Source organism: Streptomyces hyaluromycini, from assembly GCF_002217755.1.
GTDB lineage: Bacteria > Actinomycetota > Actinomycetes > Streptomycetales > Streptomycetaceae > Streptomyces > Streptomyces hyaluromycini.
In genome coordinates, this window is record NZ_BCFL01000030.1 from 40,372 (window position 1) to 55,956 (window position 15,585).

Sequence of the window (15,585 nt, forward strand, 5' to 3'; positions counted from 1 at the left end):
ACGTATCGCATTGCGAAACAGACTCGCGATGCGAGACAAATGGTGAGGGTGTCGGCCCGCGGCCGTCAAGAGCCGGTCCGGGGGCTGTCGGCCCGCGGCCGTCGAGAGCCGGTCCAGGTGTCGTAGGTCAGTCGTGCTTGTGGTGGCCCTGGCGCCAGGAGATCCGGGCGCCCGCCTCCCGCACCCGCTCCGCGAGGGCCGGCACGGTGTCGTCGTTGACGCGGAAGGCAGGACCGGAGACGGTGACGGCGGCGACGACCCGGCCGTCCGGGGAGCGGACCGGCGCGGCGACGGCGGCCAGCCCGATCTCGTGCTCCTCCGACGTGGTGGCGTACCCGAGCTCGCGGACCGTCGCCAACTGCTCCTTCAGGAGCGCCGGTTCGACGATCGTGTGCGGGGTGTACCGCGCGAGCCCTCGCCCCAGCACCTCGTCGGTCTCCTTCTCGGGCAGGTGCGCCAGGAAGACCTTGCCCGCGGCGGTGGCGTGCAGGGGGCTGCGCTTGCCGACCCAGTCGATGCTGGCGATGGTCGCGCCGCCGATCTCCTGGTCGATGGTGATCACTTCGATGCCGTCGTGGATCGCGAGGTTCACCGTCTCGCCGACGGCGGCGGCCAGCTCCCGGCAGACCGGCCTGCTCAGCAGCGACAGGTCGCTCTGCCGGCCGGCGCCCGCGGCCAGTTCGACCATGCCGAAGCCCAGGCGGTAGCGGCCGCGCTCGGCGTCCTGCTCGACCAGGCCGCGCGACTCCAGCGTGGCGAGGAGCCGGAAGACCGTCGCCTTGTGCAGGCCCAGCGTCTCGGCGATCTCGGTGACGCCGGACGGGCCGCGCCGGGACAGCGACTGGAGGATCGACACCGCGCGGTCGACGGACTGCACCGAGGTGTCGCGAGGCCTCCCGTTGCCGGTCATGGCGCAAGGATAGCCAGCCGGACGGCCGCCCTCCCGGGGCCCGGCGCCCCCGCCGGACCGGTTACGGATCCGTTTCCGCGGTTAATTTCCGCGCCCGAGTCTTGGCGGGAATCCGCCGTATGGCTATCGTTCACGCACTCCACTCAATCGTTCCGCTGAACGAATAGCGAGAAGGACGGTCGGCCCATGACCGACACCCACCACCCAGGACGGCGGTCTTTCCTCGCCGCCGGTGCCGCCTGTCTCGGTGCGTCCTGGCTGCTGTCCGGATGCTCGGGCGCGGCGTCCGGCACGGTGCTGCCCGCGGCGGCGCCGAAGGGCACGCCCGACCGCGGCGGCACTCTCCGGATCGCCCGCCCGCCCGCGTCGGACGCCGAGACCCTCGACCCCGCGAGCTCCCTGTCGGCGTACGAGTACCTCGGCGCCCTCTACAACCGCCTGGTCCGCGTCGGCAGCGACGGCGACCTCGCCCCCGATCTCGCCGAGTCCTGGGAGACCGACACCAAGGCCCGCACCTGGACCTTCCGCCTGCGCAAGGGCGTCACCTTCCACGACGGCCGCGCCTTCACCTCCGCCGACGCCGCCTACACCCTGCGGCACATCCTCGACAAGGCGACCGCGTCCCCGCAGGCGGCCGTCCTCGCCCCGCTCGTCGACCCGAAGACCCTGCGCACGCCGGACGCCCACACGCTCGTCGTCCCGCTCAAGTCCCCGAACGCCGAGTTCCCCAGCCTCCTCACGCACTACAACTGCTACGTCGTCCCGGACGGCAGCGCGAAGTCCGTCGGCCGCACCGGCATCGGCACCGGCCCCTTCAAGCTGGAGTCGTTCGCGCCCGCCGGTCCAGGGCGCGTCACCGCCTACGCCGACCACTGGGCCGGGCGTCCCGTGCTCGACGCGATCTCCTTCTACTCCGTGGCCGACATGTCGGCCCGCGCCAACGCCCTGCTGGCCGGCCAGGTCGACCTGCTCTCGCAGACCAACCTCGACTTCGCGACGGCCCGGGTGGTCGCCGCCTCGGCCCGCGCCACCGTCGCCCGGGTGAAGAACGCCCAGTGGTACGTGCTGCCGATGCTCACCACCGACAAGCCCTTCACCGACGTACGCGTGCGGCAGGCGATGAAGCTCGCCTACGACCCCGAGCACGTGGTGAAGGTCGCCCTCCAGGGCGCCGGCACCCCCGGCTGGGACAACCCGGTGCCGCCCGACGACCCGCTGCACATCTCCGCCCACCCCGCGCACGACCCCGACCAGGCCCGCCACCTGCTGAAGCAGGCGGGGCAGGAGGGGCTGGCCGTCGACCTCTACACCTCCGCCTACGACCCGCTGCTCACCCCCATGGCGCTCGCCTACCAGGAGTCCGCCAAACGGGCCGGCATCCGCATCCGGGTCAAGACGGCCGCCGCGGACTCGTACTACACGCAGATCTGGATGAAGAAACCGCTGATGGCGACCTACTGGTACACGGGTCGGCCCGTCGACCAGCTCTTCACCCAGATCTTCCGCAGCGGCTCCTCCTACAACGAGACCGCGTGGTCCGACAAGGACTTCGACGCCGTCCTCGACCGCGCCCGCGCCGAGACCGACGCGACGCGGCGCCGCGAGCTCTACGGCCAGGCACAGAACCTGGTGATCGAGAAGGGCGGGGCGATGACCCCGATGTTCGCCGACCGGCTGGTCGGGCTCTCCCGCAAGGTCCGCGGATACGCCGAACACGGCTTCGAGTTCGACTACCTCGGCATCGGCCTGAAGGGAGCCTGAGCATGCTCGCGTTCGTCGCCCGCCGCGTCGCGGCGGCCATCGGCACCCTGTTCCTGTCGTCCGTGCTCGTCTTCCTCGCCCTCCAGGCCCTGCCCGGCGACGTGGCCACCCAGATCCTCGGCAAGGACGCCACGCCCGACGCCGTGGCCACCCTGCGCAAGCAGCTGGGACTCGACCAGCCCGCCTGGGAACGCTACTTCGACTGGATCAAGGGCGCCCTGCACGGGGACTTCGGCACCTCGCTGGTCTCCGGGAAGCCCGTGGGCGGCGAGGTGGCGCAGTACCTCGCCAACTCCGCGCTCATCGCCGTCGTCACCATCCTGTTCGCGGTGACCGGGTCGCTGGTGCTGGGCATTCTCGCCGGCCTGTACCGCGACCGCTGGGCCGACCACCTGATCTCCACCGTCAGCCTCGTCGGCATGAGCGTCCCCGAGTTCGTGGTCGCCACCGTGCTGGTGCTGTGCTTCTCGGTCGCGCTGCCATGGTTCCCCGCCGTCGTCCTGTACGGCCCCGACGCGAGCGTGGGCCAACTGCTGCCCGCCGTCTGGCTGCCCGCACTCGCCCTCGCCATCGTCATGGCCGCCTACATCGTCCGCATGGCCCGTACGTCGGTCATCGACGTGATGGCCGGCGAGTACGTCACCACCGCCCGGCTCAAGGGCCTGTCCACCTGGCGGGTCGTCACCCGCCACGCACTGCCCAGCGCCCTGCTGCCCACCCTGCACGTGATCGCACTGAACGTGGCCTGGCTCGTCGGCGGCGTCGCCGTCGTCGAGAACGTCTTCAACTACCCGGGCATCGGCAAGCTGATGCTCACCTCCGTGCAGAACCGCGACCTGCCCGTGGTCCAGGCCGTCGCACTGATCAGCGCCGTCGTCTACGTCGTCTGCAACCTCGCCGCCGACCTCGGCGCCATGGCCCTCAACCCCAAGCTCCGTACGCGCGGGAGGACTTGATGACCACCCTCGACACCGCCCCGCCCGCCGCACCCGCGGCCGCGGACGTCCGGGCCCGCACCGCCCGCGCCTGGCGCACCCTGCGCTCCTCGCGCACCGCGCTCGTCGGCCTCGCCGTCGTCGGCGTCCACGTGCTGCTCGCCCTGCTCGCCCCGCTGCTCACCTCGTACGACCCCATTGCCAACGACCCCTCGCACGTACTCCTCGGACCGAGCTGGGAGCACTGGGCGGGCACCGACCAGTACGGCCGGGACGTCCTGACCCGGGTGCTGTACGGCGGCCGGTACGCGCTCGGCGTGTCCGTCGTCGCCACCGTCCTGGCGGTCGCCCTCGGCACGGTCATCGGCTGCGCGGCGGCCCTGCGCGGAGGCTGGTTCGACGACGTCCTGGGCCGGGTGCTCGACGCGGTGCTCGCGGTGCCGTCCATCCTCGCGCTGCTCGTCGTCGTGACCGCGCTGGGCACCGGTTCCGCGGTCATCGTCTGCGCCGTCGCCGTCGTGTTCGTGCCCCAGGTCGTCCGGGTGGTGCGCGGTGCGGCACTCGCCGTCGTGCCCGCCGACTACGTCACCGCGGCCCGCGCCCGCGGCGAAGGCACCTGGTCGATCCTGCGGCGGGAGGTCCTGCCCAACATCGCCGACGTGGTCGGCGTGGAGTTCGCGATGCGCGCCTCCTGGGTCGTGCTGCTGATCTCCTCGCTGTCCTTCCTCGGCTTCGGCGCCGACCCGCCGACCCCCGACTGGGGGCTCATGGTCGCCGAGAACCGCACCGCCATCACCGTCGTCCCGATGGCGAGCCTCGCGCCGATCATCGCCCTGGCCACCCTCGTGGTCGGGCTCAACCTCGCGGCCGACGGCCTGTCCAAGGCCTGGGGCGTGGACCGGATCAGGGAGGGCTCCTGATGACCTCGACCCAGCCGATGACCCCGACCGAGGGAGAGCCCGCGGCGCCCCCCGTCGTCTCCGTCGACTCCCTTTCCGTCTCCTACCGTTCGGGCGGGCGCGACCTGCCGGTCGTGCACGACGTGTCCTTCGAACTCGCCCAGGGCCGCACGCTCGCCCTCGTCGGCGAGTCCGGCAGCGGCAAGTCGACCGTCGCCGCCACCCTGCTCGGTCACCTGCGGCACGGCTCGCGCCTGGACGGCGGGACCGTGCGGGTGGCAGGACACGACGTCTTCGCCCTGCCGGCACGGGAGTTGCGGCGGCTGCGCGGCGGGACCGTGGCCATGGTCGCGCAGAACGCCGGCCACGCGCTCACCCCGTCCATGCGCGTCGGCCGGCAGATCGCCGAGGCCGGCAGCGACGTCCCGGTGCTCGACCTGCTGGAGCAGGTCCGGCTGCCACGCCCCGCCGACCTCGCGCGCCGCTACCCGCACGAACTCTCCGGCGGCCAGCAGCAGCGCGTCGCCATCGCCATGGCCCTCGCGGCCCGCCCCAGGGTCCTCGTCCTCGACGAGCCCACGACCGGCCTCGACGTCGTCACCCAGCGCGGCATCCTCGACCTGGTCGCCGCCCTGCGCGACGAACTCGGCCTGGCCGCCGTGCTGGTGAGCCACGACCTCGGGGTCGTCGCCCGGATGGCCGACGAGGTGAGCGTGCTGCGCTCGGGCCGGGTCGTGGAGTCGGCGCCCACCCGGGCGCTCTTCGCCGGAGCCGAACAGCCCTACACCAAGCGGCTGCTGGCGAGCGTGCCGCGGCTGACGGACGACGGGCTCGCGCTCGTGGGGGACAACGGCGAGCGGGAGGTGCGGGCCAGGGCCGTGGTGGACGCGGACGCCCCCGTCGCCGTCTCCGCGCAGGACGTCACCGTCGACTACGGGACGGCCCGCGCCGTGCACGGCGTCACCTTCGACGTCCGCCGCGGCGAGATCGTCGCCCTGGTGGGCGAGTCGGGCAGCGGGAAGTCCACCCTCGCCTGGTCCCTCGCCGGGCTGCGCGCCCCCTCGGGCGGCACGATGACCCACGGCTCCGGCGATCTGGCCCGGCCCGCCCGCCGCCGGCCCGCGGCGCTGCGCCGCCTGGTGCAACTGGTGTTCCAGAACGCCGACACCTCGCTCAACCCGCGCCGCACGGTCGGCGACGCGATCCGCCGCCCCCTGCGCTTCTTCGGCACCGCCCCCGACCGGCGGTCGGCCCACGCCCGCGCCCTGGACCTGGTGCGGGACGTACGGCTCGACCCGGCGCTCGCCGACCGGCTGCCCGCGCAGCTCTCGGGCGGCCAGCGGCAGCGCATCGGCATCGCACGGGCACTGGCCGGCGAGCCGGACGTGCTGATCGCCGACGAGATCACCACCGCCCTGGACGTCTCGGTGCAGGCCGAGGTACTGCGACTCCTCGACGACCTGCGCAGGGAACGGCAGTTGGCCTGCCTGTTCATCAGCCACGACCTGGCCGTCGTACGGGGCATCGCCGACCGCGTGCTCGTCCTGCGCCACGGCGTGGTGGTGGAGGAGGGCCCGACCGAGGCCGTCTTCGCCGACCCGGCACACCCCTACACCCGTGAGCTGATGGCGGCGGCCCTCGAACCCGACCCCGACGCCCGCCCGTTGGTGGAGGACGTACCCGACTGGACCGACGCGGCGCAGCCGGGCGACGTCTGGACCGACCACGGCGGCGGTCACCGCGTACGCCGCTGGCGTCCCGCCGACACCTCCGACACCCCCGACGCCGCCGTCACCTCCGTCAGCGAAGGAGTCTCGTGAAGTACCGCGAGCGGTTCGACCGCCAGGTCGTGCGCGAGGACGTCTGGATCCCCGTCCAGGGCGGCCGGACCCGCCTGCACGCACGCGTCTGGCGTCCGGCCGACGCCGAGCACGACCCGGTGCCGGCGCTGCTCGAATACCTCCCGTACCGCAAGAGCGACTGGACCGCACCCCGCGACGCCCAGCGCCACCCCTGGTACGCGGGCCACGGCTACGCCTCCGTCCGCGTCGACATCCGCGGCCACGGCGACAGCGAGGGTGTCCCCGGCGACGAGTACGACGCGACCGAACTCGCGGACGGCGTGGACGTCGTCAACTGGCTGGCCGCGCAGCCCTGGTGCACGGGCAGGGTCGGCATGTTCGGGATCTCCTGGGGCGGCTTCAACTCCCTGCAGATCGCCGCCCTCGCCCCCGAACCCCTCAAGGCGATCGTGACGGTCTGCTCCACCGACGACCGCTACGACAACGACGTGCACTACACCGGCGGCGCCGTCCTCGGCATCGACATGCTCGCCTGGGCCGGCACCATGCTCGCCTTCGCCGCCCGCCCGCCGGACCCGGCGAACGTCGGCGCCGACCGCTGGCTGCCGATGTGGCGCGAACGCCTCGACGCCCTCGAACCGTTCCTGCACACCTGGCTGGCCCACCAGCAGCGGGACGACTACTGGCGGCACGGCAGCGTGTGCGAGGACTACGGCGCGATCGACGCGGCGGTGCTCGCGGTCGGCGGCTGGCACGACCCGTACCGCGACGCGGTGCTGCGGCTGGTCGAACACCTGCCGCAGGACCGCGTACGGGGGCTGATCGGCCCGTGGTCCCACCAGTACCCGGACCGCGGGCTGCCCCCCGGTCCCGCCATCGGCTTCCTCCAGGAGACCCTGCGCTGGTGGGACCAGCACCTCAAGGGCGCCGACACCGGCGTGATGCGGGAGCCGCTGCTGCGCGCCTGGATCAACGACCCGGTGCCGCCCGCCACGTCGTACGACGTCATGCCGGGCCGCTGGGTCGGCGACCCGGCCTGGCCCTCGCCGCGGGTCAGCCGGCAGGAGCGCCCGCTGGGCACGGACGGCACGCCGCCCGTCCTGGTCCGCTCCCCGCTCCACACCGGCATCGACGCCGGCCGCTTCTTCCCCTTCGGCAACGCGAGCGACCTGCCGCCCGACCAGCGCGAGGAGGACGGCCGCTCGGTGTGCCTCGACTCGGCCCCGCTGACCGAGCGCGTCGAGATCCTCGGCCGCCCACGGGTCCGGCTCCGCCTGGACAGCGCCACCCCGCGCGCCCACGTCATCGCCCGCCTGTGCGACGTGGCCCCCGACGGCTCGTCCACCCTCGTCACCCGGGGCGTGCTGAACCTGCTCGCCCGGCACGGACGGGACAAGGCCGTCGAGTGGAGCCCGGGAACGTACGAGGACGTCGAGTTCGAGCTGAGCGCCATCGGGTACGCCTTCCCGCCCGGCCACCGCATCCGCCTCGCCGTCTCCGACGCCTACTGGCCGTGGGTGTGGCCGCACGGCGAACGCGGGGAGCTGACCCTGCTGCCCGCCGACAGCACCCTCCTGCTGCCCGTGCGGGCGGCCGGCGAGGAGCCGCCGGTCCGCTTCGAGGAGCCCGAACAGGCGCCACCGCTCCCGGTCACGTACGACGTCCCGGCCGAGCCGCGTCCCGAGCGGCTCGTCACCCACGACGTCGCGGCAGGGGAGTGGACCCTGGAGGTCGACCCCCGCTACGGCGGATCCCGCACCTACCCGGACGGGCTGCGCTACGAGGAGAACGCCCGGGAGACGTACCGTGTCCGCAGCGACGACCCGCTGTCCGCCTCGGCCGTCTCCGCGTGGACGATCCGGCTGACCCGCGAGGGTGACTGGGACGCGGAGATCGTCGCGCGGACCGAACTGCGGGCCACGGCCTCGGAGTTCGTGATGGACAGTCACCTCGAAGCACGGGCGAACGGAGAGACAGTGGCCAAGCGCGCATGGCACCGCACCACCCCGAGGACGTCGGGATGAAGGCCGAGCGGAGCCCGCGCCGAGCCGTCGCCGCCGCCGACCGCACCCGGCAGCCCACCGAGGTGCGCCGCCGCCTCATCGTGGAGGCCGCGGTACCGCTGATCGCCGAGCGGGGCTACGCCTCGGTCGGCGTGCGGGACGTCGCGGCCGCGGCCGGGGTGTCCGTCGGCACGGTCACCTACCACTTCGGCAGCGTCCAGGAGATCCTCTCCGAGGCGATGGTGCTGCAGATCGAGCGGTACTACGCGGCCCTCAGCGAGGCCGCGGACCGGGCGACCAGCGGTGCCGAGGGGCTGCGGCTGCTCGTGGACGCGCTGTTCACCGAGGACACCGACCGGCACTGGCGGATGTGGTTCGAGTACTGGAACGCGGGCGAGCACCACCCCGACCAGGCGTTCGCCCGCGGCCAGGACCGGCGCTACGAGAGCTGGCACCAGCAGATCCGCACGCTGGCCGAGCGAGGCGTCGCCGACGGCGAGTTCAGCTGCGAGGACCTGGACGGCTTCACGGTCCGGTTCGCCGCCCTCGCCGACGGCCTGGCCCTGCAGCGGCTGCGCCAGGCCCCGCCGCTCACCACCCAGGACGCCCGCCGCCACCTGAACCACTTCGTCGAGACGGAACTCCGCCGACGGCCCGGCACCTGACGAAGCATCGGTGATCCGAGGCGTGCCTAAGCGCTCCGCTGGAAGTGCCGCGATGTGCCGTCTGCCGTCTGCCGTCTGCCGTCTGCCGTCTGCCGTCTGCGGCGCCGTCGTGGGCTGGTCGCGCAGTTCCTCCCCCAGCCTTCGGCCGGGGGTACCCCCAGCGCCCCTTCGGGGCGCTGCCGAAGTGCAGCGGACTTCGCCGGACCCGCTTAGTACACGGCTTCCAGGATCCCGAGGATCTGCTCCTCGGTGGGCTGCCGGGGCGCGTTGCGGGTGACCGCGTCGGCGAGGGCGCCCGCGGCGACGGGGCGCAGCAGGTCCGGGCGGGCGCCCAGGTCGCGCAGGGGCTGCTTGATGCCGAGCGCGCCGGAGATCTCGCGGACGGCGTCGATCGTGGCGCGGGCCCAGTCGCCGTCGGCGGGCGGGGCGAGGCGCAGGGCGCGACCGGCCTGCTCGTACGCCTCCTGGGCGGCCGGGGCGCTGAACTCCAGGACCTCCTCCAGGACGGCGGCGAGCGCGACCCCGTGCGGGGTGCCGGTGTGGGCGGTCAGGGCGTGCCCGATGCCGTGCACGAGACCGAGCCCGGAGATGGTCAGGGCCTGGCCCGCCAGGTGGGCGCCGAGCATCAGCCCCGCCCGGGCCTCCAGGTCCGAGCCGTCGGCGTGGGCGGCGGGCAGCCAGCGGCCGACCATCGCCACCGCCTGCGTCGCGTACGCCGCCGAGACCGGGTTCGCACCCCGCGAGGCCAGCGACTCGATGCCGTGCACGAGGGCGTCGATGCCGGTGGCCGCCGTGATCCGGGCGGGCAGGCCGAGCGTCAGCTCCGGGTCGAGCAGCGCGATCCGCGGCTTCACCGAGGGGTGGCCGAGGTACACCTTGCGGCGGGCGGCGGTGTCCTCGATGACACCGAAGCCGTTGGTCTCCGCACCCGTGCCCGAGGTGGTCGGGATCGCGATCAGCGGCAGTCCGTCCAGCGCCTCCCACAGCGCGTCCGCGTCGGCCGCCGCCGCGTCCGCGTTGCCGACCAGGAGCGAGATGCCCTTGGCCGCGTCGAGGACCGAGCCACCGCCGAGGGCGACGACCACCGCCGGGCCGAACTCCCGTGCCCGGGCGGCGCCTTCGTCGACGTTGCCGGTGGAGGGGTTGGCGCCGACCCCGTCGTACACCCCGTGCTCGACGCCCGCCGCGTCCAGCACCTTGAGCACCTGGCCGGCGATCCCGGCGGCCCGCAGCCCGCGGTCGGTGACCACGAACGCGCGGCTCATGCCGAGGGAGGAGACCAGGTCCGGGAGATGCGAGAGGCGGCCGGGGCCGAACTCGATACGGCAGGTGGGGTCGACGGTCAGCTGGCTGGTGAGGGACTCGCCCATGGCGTACGGCTCCTGGAGACGCGAGGGGAAGGGGGACGCGGATCGGCTCAGGCGGGGTTCAGCAGGGCCTCCTGCGGGTGGGGGAGCCGGAACTCCCTCCCGGCCAGAGCCTCGTAGAGCCGCACCGGGCTCATTTCCCCGGCCAGGTCGCCGTGTTGTGCCTTGGAGCGGCGGTAGATCTGCTCCACGAGCGCGGACAGCTCGGTGGCGACGCCCAGGTCGCGGCCGAGGTCCACGGCGAGGCCCAGGTCCTTGCAGGCGAGGACCATGGCGAACGAGTCGTCGTAGTCGCCGTCGACCAGCACGGACAGCAGGTCCTGCGCCAGGAAGTGCGAGGCGGCCGGGCTGGCCAGCAGCGAACTGCGCAGCACGCCCAGGTCGACGCCCGCCTTCGTGCCCATGGCGAGCACCTCGGAGGTGGCGACGAGGTGGGTGAACCAGAGCAGGTTGATCATCAGCTTGACGGTGTAGCCGGCCCCCAGCGGGCCCACGTGCAGCACCTTGTCGGGGTCGCCCATGGCCTCGAAGACCGGCAGGCAGGTCCGGAAGTCGTCCGCGTCCCCGCCCACGAATATCTGCAGCCGCCCGGCCTCGGCACCGCGCGCCATGCCACTGACGGGGGCGTCCAGGCGGCGCACCCCGCGCCGGTCCAGGACGTCTGCGGCGATCCGGTCCGCGACGGCCGGGGTGGAGGTCGACATGTCGATCCACAGGGCGCCCTCGGGCAGCGCCTCGGCGGCCCCGCCGCGCAGCAGCACCTCCTCGACGATGCGCGGGTTCGGCAGCATCGTGATCAGCAGTTCGGCGTCGGCCACGCATGCGGCAGGGGTGCTGGCCCAGCTCGCGCCGAGCGCCAGATGGTCGGCGGCGGCCTCGGGCCGGGTGTCGTGCACGGTGACCTGGTGTCCCGCCTGGATCAGGTGGCGGGCCATGTGGCGTCCCATGTTGCCCAGGCCGATGAAACCGATCCTCATCGTTGTCCTCGCTAGGTGATGGTGGAGTACGGGGAGGGGCCGCTCAGGCCAGGTTGATCCAGGTGGTCTTCAGCGCCGTGTACGCGTCCAGCGCGTGCAGGGACTTGTCGCGTCCCGCGCCGGTGGCCTTGAAGCCGCCGAACGGGGTGATGACGTCACTGGCGTCGAAGGTGTTGACCCAGACCGTGCCGGCCCGCAGCCGCTTCGCGGTGCGGTGGGCGACCGTCACGTCCCGGGTCCAGACGGCGGCGACCAGCCCGAAGTCGCTCTCGTTCGCGAGCCGTACGCCCTCGTCGACGTCACCGTCGTACGACACGACGGCGAGCACCGGGCCGAAGATCTCCTCCTGGCCCACGACGGAGGTGTTGGCCACGCCGTCGAGCACGGTCGGCTCGACGAAGCTGCCGCCGGTGCCGGTGAGGGTGCGCCCGCCGCCCAGCAGCACCCGCGCTCCGTCCGCCCTGCCGCGCTCGATGTAGCCCAGGACCTTGGCGAGTTGGGCCTCGTCCACGACGGGTCCCATGACGGTGGCCGGGTCGAGCGGGTCGCCGACGCGGAAGGTCTCGGCGGTGATCCGCCGTACGGCGTCCAGGAGCCGGTCCTTGACCGAGGCGTGCACGACGACCCGGGAACCGGCGTTGCAGGTCTGCCCCGCGTTGTAGAAGATCCCCCACGCCACGGCGGACGCGGCGGCCTCGATGTCGGCGTCGGCCAGGACGAGTTGGGGCGACTTGCCGCCCGCCTCCACGGCGACCTGCTTGCCGTTGGACTCGCCCGCGTACACCTGGAAGAGACGGGCGACCTCGGCCGAACCGGTGAAGGCGATCTTGTCGACGTCCGGGTGGCGGCCGAGGGCCTGACCGGCGACCTCGCCGCGACCGGGGACCACGTTGAGCACGCCGTCGGGCAGCCCCGCCTCGGTGGCCAGCGCCGCGAGGCGGAGCGCGGCGAGCGAGGTCTGCTCGGCGGGCTTGAGGACCACGCTGTTGCCGGTGGCGAGCGCCGGGCCCAGCTTCCAACTGGCGATCAGCAGCGCGTAGTTCCACGGCACGACCGCGCCGACGACACCGAGGGGTTCGCGGGTGATCAGTGCCAGTGCGTCGCCGGGGGTCGGGGCCACCTCGTCGTACGTCTTGTCGATCGTCTCGGCGTACCAGGCGATGGTCTCCGCCGCCTTGGCGACGTCGATGCGCACCGACTCGGTGATGGGCTTGCCCATCTCCAGGGTGTCGAGCAGGGCCAGTTCCTCGGCGTTGGCGAGGATCAGTCCGGCCCAGTGCAGCAGGATCCGCTTGCGCTCCTTGGGCGCGAGGTCACGCCAGCGGCCGTCCTCGAAGGCGGCCCGCGCGGACCGTACCGCCCGGTCGACGTCCTCGGCCCCCGCCGCCTGCACCTGGGCCAGCACCGCGCCGTCGCGGGGCGAGACGCTGGTGAAGGAGTCGCCGGAGGTGGCGTCGGTGAAGGAGCCGTCGACGAACGGGCGTGTCTCGAAGGCGAGTTTGTCCGCAGCGGCCAGCCAGTCGTCGTACGAGCGCGCCAGCAACTCGGCGATGGTGTACGTCACTTGATCCTCCAGCGGTCGATCGCGTCCTCGTCCAGCTCGACGCCGAGGCCGGGCAGGTCCGGGACCTCCAGATCGCCGTCGGCGTTCACCCGCACCGGCTCGGCGAGCATGAAGTCGCGGCGCTCGGGGGTCCAGCCGGGCGGGTCGTACGGGAACTCGAAGAACGGGCCGCCGCCGACGCCCGCCGCGACATGGAGGTTGGCGAGCACACCGATGCCGTTGGTCCAGCTGTGCGGGGTGAACTGACGGTGCTTCAGCTGGGCCAGTTCGGCCAGGGTGCGGGCGCGGTGCATGCCGATCGCCAGCACCACGTCCATCTGGTAGATGTCGAGGGCGTCCGCTTCGAGGTAGCGCAGCAGCTCGGTGGGGGAGTGGTGCATCTCGCCGGCGGCGATCCGCACCCCCGGGTTCTCGGCGCGCAGTTGCCGGAAGCCGTTCAGGTCCGCGTACGGCAGCGGCTCCTCCACCCAGAACACGTCGAGTTCGGCGAGCCGGGCGACGGTCTTGCGGGTCCTGGCGAGGTCGGAGGCGTTCGCGGTGTCGCCGGCCATCCGCCAGGACTGATTGAGGTCGACCATGATCTCGAAGCCGGGCCCCAGTTCCTCGCGTACCGCCCGCACCGCCGCGATGCCCTCGTCGATGCGGTTGCGGTCGATGCGGATCTTCATGGCGCGGAAACCGGCCTCGCGCACCTTCAGGGCGGTCTCGACGCGCTCCTCGGGGGATTTCAACTCGCCGGAGGAGGCGTAGGCGGGCAGCTTCTTCGCCGCGTTGCCGAAGAGCTCCGACACCGGGCGGCCGTGCACCTTGCCGATGACGTCCCACAGCGCGGCCTCCAGCGGCCAGTAGTGGGCGCCGTGGAAGTTGGCGGTCTCGATCGCCCGCACATGCCGGGTGATGTCGAGCGGGTCCTCGCCGACGAACAGGTGCTTGTACGTCTCGAAGCCGTCCATGAGATCGCCGGAACCGATGCCGGTGATCCCCTCGTCGGTGTGGACGCGCACGATCGTCGCGTCGAAGACGCGGCGCGGCTCCGGGTCCCAGGCGGCGCGGAACGGCGGGTCCAGCTCCAGCCGCAGCCGGTCCAGGACGATGTCGGTGATCTTCATCGGGCGAGCACCTCGGCGGTCGGTGTGTAGAACGGGTTGGCCGGGCCCTCCTTGGCGGCCGCCAGCACGTCGGACACGGTCGGCGTGCCGGTCACGGCGGCCCGGACCGCGCCGTACGCGGCGGCACGCTGGTTGCGGAAGGAGGCGTCCAGGTCGGCGACGGCCGGGTTGACCCACACCGCGGCGATGATCAGCAGCTCGTCCGCCTCCGCCGCCGGGATCAGCCCCTCCTCGACCGCGTCCGCGACCCCCTGCGCGAGGCCGGCCTGGGCGGAACCCCAGGTCGCCCGCTCGTGCAGCTCGCCCGCGGCGGCGGCCTTGGTCACGAACAGGGTCAGCGGCTTCACCGGCACCGACGGCCGGACGACCGTCAGGAACGGGACGTGCCCGGCGCTCGGGGTGGCCAGCGCCGTGGCCCACGCCGTCTCGACGGGACCGCCCTTGCGTCCGATCACGATGTTCGTGTGCGCGGCGTCGACGCCGTCGCCGACGAAGGACTCGCCGATCAGCGCGGTCGCCGCGAAACCGGGCGGGCGGGTGGGGGAAACCGGCGTGGGCATCGGATCTCCTGGGCCTGGGAAGCGTGATTCACCGGGCGCAGAAGGACGAACCCCGTACAAGGACGAACCTCGTATTCGGCGCAGTTCATTCGGCCCGATGCGGCGAATCTAGGTCGGCGGCCACCCCCTCGCAAGGCGCCGGCGGGAATCGAAATGCCGGTTGCTCTGCTGACAACTTCCACTTTGACCTGGGGTTCCGCTGTCGGTATCCGTGCCTACGATGACTCCGTGACCGATTCCTCCGCGGCTTCGCGCGGCCACGGCCTGCGCCGCGACATCGACCTCCTCGAAGCGCTCGCCTCCGACGAGGCCCAGAACGCCGGCGGCCTCGGCGTCGTACGCCTCGCCCAGCTGGTGGGCCGGGAGAAGACCCAGATCTCCCGGGCCCTGAAGGTGCTGGCCGCCGAGGGCATCGTCGAGCGCGACCCCGACACCCTGGAGTACCGCCTCGGCTGGCGGCTGTTCTCCCTGGTCGCCCGCACCTCCGAGAGCCGGCTGGTGCGGGTGGCCGAGCCGGTCATGCACGCGCTGTCGGCGGACCTGGAGGAGACCAGCCACCTGTGCGTGCTCAGCGACCGTGACGTCCTCACCCTGCTGTCCGTCTCGGGGCACTCCTTCCGCGTGCACGGCTGGGAGGGGCGCGGGGTGCCCGCCTGGCGGCTGTCGGCGGGGCGCGTGCTGCTCGCCGACGCGACCCCGGACGAGCTGTACGTCCGCTTCGGCACCAGCGGCGAGATGCCGGTGCAGGACCTGTGGGCGCTCATCCAGGACGCCCGGCGGCAGGGCTACGCGCGGGTCAGCGAGGAGTTCGAGGAAGGGCTGGTCGGGGTGTCGGCGCCCATCCGGGACTTCCGGGGCCGGGTCGTCGCCGCCATCAACATCTCCGCCCCGAAGTCCCGGTTCGGCGACCGGCTCGACGAGGCGGGGCGCACCACGGCACGGGCCGCGACCCGGGTCTCCGCGCTGCTCGGCTGGGAGCCCCGGCGCACCCCGTCGGCGCGGGCCAGGCTCACCTGACGGCGGCGCTCCCGCG

13 protein-coding genes are annotated in these 15,585 nt (G+C 73.1%); 7 read left to right on the top strand and 6 right to left on the bottom strand.

Translation table 11 applies throughout. The annotated features are described in order from the left end of the window. Positions 1-127: 127 nt before the first annotated feature. Positions 128-910, bottom strand: a complete 783-nt coding sequence (locus tag SSP29_RS40570; RefSeq protein ID WP_150135866.1) for an IclR family transcriptional regulator — start codon at positions 908-910, stop codon at positions 128-130. 186 nt (positions 911-1,096) lie between these two features. On the opposite strand from SSP29_RS40570, the gene SSP29_RS40575 reads away from it, so the two are divergent. The 6 genes from SSP29_RS40575 to SSP29_RS40600 are packed head-to-tail and all read left to right on the top strand — an operon-like array spanning position 1,097 to position 8,975. Further along, positions 1,097-2,671: an ABC transporter substrate-binding protein gene (locus SSP29_RS40575; RefSeq protein ID WP_089105961.1), complete on the top strand. Its 1,575-nt coding sequence runs from the start codon at positions 1,097-1,099 to the stop codon at positions 2,669-2,671. Between the two features lie 2 nt (positions 2,672-2,673). After that, a complete protein-coding gene (locus tag SSP29_RS40580; RefSeq protein WP_089105962.1) occupies positions 2,674-3,627 on the top strand; it encodes an ABC transporter permease in 954 nt (317 codons plus the stop codon). After that, positions 3,627-4,526: an ABC transporter permease gene (locus tag SSP29_RS40585; protein WP_089105963.1), complete on the top strand. Its 900-nt coding sequence runs from the start codon at positions 3,627-3,629 to the stop codon at positions 4,524-4,526. The genes SSP29_RS40580 and SSP29_RS40585 overlap by 1 nt, the downstream gene beginning before the upstream one ends. Then, positions 4,526-6,325, top strand: coding sequence for a dipeptide ABC transporter ATP-binding protein (locus tag SSP29_RS40590; RefSeq protein WP_089105964.1), 1,800 nt, complete (start codon positions 4,526-4,528; stop codon positions 6,323-6,325). The genes SSP29_RS40585 and SSP29_RS40590 overlap by 1 nt, the downstream gene beginning before the upstream one ends. Further along, complete coding sequence (locus tag SSP29_RS40595) at positions 6,322-8,331, top strand: CocE/NonD family hydrolase (protein WP_089105965.1); 2,010 nt, start codon at positions 6,322-6,324, stop codon at positions 8,329-8,331. Before SSP29_RS40590 ends, SSP29_RS40595 begins: the two co-directional genes overlap by 4 nt. Continuing rightward, positions 8,298-8,975 carry a TetR/AcrR family transcriptional regulator gene (locus tag SSP29_RS40600; protein ID WP_089105966.1) on the top strand — a complete coding sequence of 226 codons (678 nt, stop codon included), beginning with the start codon at positions 8,298-8,300 and terminating at the stop codon, positions 8,973-8,975. Before SSP29_RS40595 ends, SSP29_RS40600 begins: the two co-directional genes overlap by 34 nt. A gap of 209 nt (positions 8,976-9,184) precedes the next feature. Here the strand turns inward: SSP29_RS40600 and SSP29_RS40605 are convergent, their stop codons facing one another. Genes SSP29_RS40605 through fae form a run of 5 tightly spaced genes read right to left on the bottom strand, consistent with a single transcriptional unit; the run spans position 9,185 to position 14,552 of the window. Further along, on the bottom strand, positions 9,185-10,345 hold the full coding sequence (locus tag SSP29_RS40605; RefSeq protein ID WP_089105967.1) for an iron-containing alcohol dehydrogenase family protein: 1,161 nt from the start codon (positions 10,343-10,345) through the stop codon (positions 9,185-9,187). Between the two features lie 47 nt (positions 10,346-10,392). Continuing rightward, complete coding sequence (locus tag SSP29_RS40610) at positions 10,393-11,319, bottom strand: NAD(P)-dependent oxidoreductase (protein WP_089105968.1); 927 nt, start codon at positions 11,317-11,319, stop codon at positions 10,393-10,395. A 43-nt stretch (positions 11,320-11,362) separates the two neighbouring features. After that, positions 11,363-12,883 (bottom strand): aldehyde dehydrogenase, encoded by a 1,521-nt coding sequence (locus tag SSP29_RS40615; protein WP_174856048.1) that lies wholly within the window; start codon positions 12,881-12,883, stop codon positions 11,363-11,365. Next, entirely contained in the window at positions 12,880-13,992 is a 1,113-nt protein-coding gene (locus SSP29_RS40620; RefSeq protein ID WP_089105969.1) for a mandelate racemase/muconate lactonizing enzyme family protein, read from the bottom strand. Before SSP29_RS40620 ends, SSP29_RS40615 begins: the two co-directional genes overlap by 4 nt. Further along, positions 13,989-14,552 (bottom strand): formaldehyde-activating enzyme, encoded by a 564-nt coding sequence (gene fae, locus SSP29_RS40625; RefSeq protein ID WP_089105970.1) that lies wholly within the window; start codon positions 14,550-14,552, stop codon positions 13,989-13,991. The genes SSP29_RS40620 and fae overlap by 4 nt, the downstream gene beginning before the upstream one ends. A gap of 228 nt (positions 14,553-14,780) precedes the next feature. Between fae and SSP29_RS40630 the strand changes: the two genes are divergently transcribed. After that, positions 14,781-15,569, top strand: a complete 789-nt coding sequence (locus tag SSP29_RS40630; protein ID WP_089106132.1) for an IclR family transcriptional regulator — start codon at positions 14,781-14,783, stop codon at positions 15,567-15,569. The last annotated feature ends 16 nt before the right edge of the window (positions 15,570-15,585 follow it).

What these genes read in the sequence shown, in the direction of transcription:
- SSP29_RS40570 (WP_150135866.1), bottom strand. Translation starts at nt 910, where the DNA reads ATGACCGGCAACGGGAGGCCTCGCGACACCTCGGTGCAGTCCGTCGAC.
- SSP29_RS40575 (WP_089105961.1), top strand. Translation starts at nt 1,097, where the DNA reads ATGACCGACACCCACCACCCAGGACGGCGGTCTTTCCTCGCCGCCGGT.
- SSP29_RS40580 (WP_089105962.1), top strand. Translation starts at nt 2,674, where the DNA reads ATGCTCGCGTTCGTCGCCCGCCGCGTCGCGGCGGCCATCGGCACCCTG.
- SSP29_RS40585 (WP_089105963.1), top strand. Translation starts at nt 3,627, where the DNA reads ATGACCACCCTCGACACCGCCCCGCCCGCCGCACCCGCGGCCGCGGAC.
- SSP29_RS40590 (WP_089105964.1), top strand. Translation starts at nt 4,526, where the DNA reads ATGACCTCGACCCAGCCGATGACCCCGACCGAGGGAGAGCCCGCGGCG.
- SSP29_RS40600 (WP_089105966.1), top strand. Translation starts at nt 8,298, where the DNA reads ATGGCACCGCACCACCCCGAGGACGTCGGGATGAAGGCCGAGCGGAGC.
- SSP29_RS40605 (WP_089105967.1), bottom strand. Translation starts at nt 10,345, where the DNA reads ATGGGCGAGTCCCTCACCAGCCAGCTGACCGTCGACCCCACCTGCCGT.
- SSP29_RS40610 (WP_089105968.1), bottom strand. Translation starts at nt 11,319, where the DNA reads ATGAGGATCGGTTTCATCGGCCTGGGCAACATGGGACGCCACATGGCC.
- SSP29_RS40620 (WP_089105969.1), bottom strand. Translation starts at nt 13,992, where the DNA reads ATGAAGATCACCGACATCGTCCTGGACCGGCTGCGGCTGGAGCTGGAC.
- fae (WP_089105970.1), bottom strand. Translation starts at nt 14,552, where the DNA reads ATGCCCACGCCGGTTTCCCCCACCCGCCCGCCCGGTTTCGCGGCGACC.